This window comes from Halomonas sp. IOP_31, from assembly GCF_021151495.1.
Classification (GTDB): Bacteria; Pseudomonadota; Gammaproteobacteria; order Pseudomonadales; family Halomonadaceae; genus Modicisalibacter; species Modicisalibacter zincidurans.
Genome location: NZ_JAIRBP010000073.1, coordinates 1 through 2,324 on the forward strand (window position 1 = coordinate 1; position 2,324 = coordinate 2,324).

The 2,324-nt window shown below is 65.1% G+C and carries 3 protein-coding genes; all 3 read right to left on the minus strand.

The genetic code is table 11. From position 1 onward, the window contains the following. Positions 1-36: 36 nt before the first annotated feature. The 3 genes from tnpC to K7I12_RS17305 are packed head-to-tail and all read right to left on the minus strand — an operon-like array spanning position 37 to position 2,244. Positions 37-1,638, minus strand: a complete 1,602-nt coding sequence (gene tnpC, locus K7I12_RS17295; protein WP_031382456.1) for an IS66 family transposase — start codon at positions 1,636-1,638, stop codon at positions 37-39. A gap of 43 nt (positions 1,639-1,681) precedes the next feature. Continuing rightward, positions 1,682-2,038 carry an IS66 family insertion sequence element accessory protein TnpB gene (gene tnpB / locus K7I12_RS17300; RefSeq protein WP_031382455.1) on the minus strand — a complete coding sequence of 119 codons (357 nt, stop codon included), beginning with the start codon at positions 2,036-2,038 and terminating at the stop codon, positions 1,682-1,684. After that, positions 2,035-2,244, minus strand: coding sequence for a hypothetical protein (locus K7I12_RS17305; protein ID WP_031382454.1), 210 nt, complete (start codon positions 2,242-2,244; stop codon positions 2,035-2,037). Before K7I12_RS17305 ends, tnpB begins: the two co-directional genes overlap by 4 nt. Positions 2,245-2,324: the final 80 nt, after the last annotated feature.

Sequence of the window (2,324 nt, forward strand, 5' to 3'; positions counted from 1 at the left end):
GTAAGCGATCCACGAACCCCATCTGTTGGGCCTGAGTCAGACCGGTAGAGTCTCTTTCCAGCGCCAGGGGAGCAGCGTGTCGAGATCGTCATCCTCGCCGAGTGTCGGCAGGGTCTCGAACACGAACTGCAGGTACTCGTAGGGCGAGAGGCCGTTGGCCTTCGCCGTCTCGATCAGGCTGTAGATCGCCGCGCTGGCCCGCGCACCGCTCGGTGTATGGCTGAAGAGCCAGTTCTTTCGGCCGACGACAAAGGGACGAATAGCATTTTCCGCGGCGTTGTTGTCCAGCGGGATCAGGCCGTCATCGAGGAAGCGGGTCAGGCGCTGCCACTGGCCATCCAGGTAGTGCAGCGCCCTGCCCAGTGCGCTTTTCGGCAGCACCTGCGTCAGCGACTTGCCGAGCCAGGTGCGCAGCTGGGTGATCAGGGGGCGACTCTTCTGCTCGCGCAGCGCCCGGCGCGCCTCGGGCTCCAGGGCCCTGGCCTGCTTCTCCACGGCGTAGAGCTTGCGGATCTGGTTGAGCGCCCAGTCGGCCTTGCCGGTCTTGCCCTTGGGCTGCACCTTCTGGGCCTCGACGAACTTGCGACGGGCGTGCGCCCAGCAGCCGGCATGGATGATGCCGTTTTTCCGCACCACCTCGGCATAGCCCTCGTAGCCGTCGGTGACCAGGCGACCGCCATAGTCGCCCAGCAGGCGCACCGGCACCCGACCCGCTCGGCTGGCGTCGTAGTCGAACAGCACCACCTGCTGGCTCGGTGGGCCGCCGCGCTGCAGCCACATGTAGGAGGTGGCGCTCGCCGGCCGGTCGGCTTCGGCGTTGACCTGCAGCGTGGTCTCATCCATGTGGATCAGCGGACTCTGCAGCAGCTGCTGTCGGAGGACCTCAACCAGGGGCATCAGCCGCTCGCCGACCAGCACCATCCAGCGCGCCAGGGTGTTGCGCGGGATCTCGGCACCGTGCCGAGCAAGGATCCGGCTCTGGCGATAGAGCGGCAAGGCGTCCTGGTACTTGGCGGTGGCCACGTAGGCCAGCAAGGTGGCGCTGGCGTTGCTCCTGGGCAGCAGCTTGGCCGGTGCCGGGGCGATCTGCACGCCCTCTTCGCAGGCCGGGCAGCCGTACTTGACGCGTACATGGCGGATCACCTCGACCCGCGCCGGCACGACATGCAGCTCTTCGCTGACCTCCTGGCCGATCTCCTTGAGCTCGGTGCCGTCATCGTGGCAGTGACGGGCATCTTCGGGCAGCTCATGCACGACTTCGACGCGCGGCAACTCAGGAGGCAGAGCCACCCGACCGCCACGGCTGCGGCGCTTGACCGGCTGACGGGGCTCGGTCGGCGCGTCCTCCTCGTCGTCGGTCGCGTCATCCTGAGCGTTGGCGTCTTCCTCGTCGACCGCCGCTTCGGCCTCGTTGATGAGCAGATCCCCCTGCGCGACACGGTATTTTTCGGTGGAGGGGCCAAACTGACGCTCGATGGCCAGGCGGAACTGCTCGAAAAGCGCCGCCTTGGTGGCTTCCCACTGAGCCTCCTTCTTCTCCATCAACTGATGAAGACGCGCGATCTCCTCCTGCTGAGAACGCACTTGGCGCTGCAGCTGAGAGCGGGAATCAGGGGGTGAGAAAGCGTGGGATGTCATCCTGATATTTTACCAAAACGGCCTGCTGACAGCAGCAAAAATGTCAGCCAACCGACTGAAAATCCAAGGCCTTGTGGGGCTGCATGGCACTGAGGTCGTAGCCGTCGAGCAGCCAGTTCAGTTCCTGGCCGGACAGGGAGACGGTGTCGTCCTCCAGCCGGTCGGGCCACTTGAAGCGCTCCCGTTCCAGGCGCTTGTACCAGACCACGAAGCCGTTACGTTCCCAGAACAGCAGCTTCACCTTGTCGCGCTGGCGGTTGCCGAACACGAACACCGCTTCCTCGAAGGGGTTGAGCTCCATGGCCTCCTGAACGAGCAGGGCCAGCCCGTCGATCTGCTTGCGCATATCGACCGGCTCACGGCACAGGTAGACCCGCAGTCCGGTGTCCGGCCGAATCATCGGGCCACCTCCACGGCGACGAAGCGCAGCGGCCGATGGCGAGGTGGCACCGGCACATTCTGCACCACCAGGCGCTTTTCCCACGCCAGCAGTGACGCCAGCTCCAGCCCTTGCTCCGCGGCGTACTCGCTCAGCGACAGGTGCCGAGAGGAAGCATGGAACAGATGGCCCAGCCAGAAGGCCTGTGTCGAGGTCAGGTCAGTCATGGTGTCCTCCTTGGAATCGGGTGACACCAGTCTGACGGACACTATTCAGCGGCAGAAGATGGGGTTTGTGGAGCGCTTAC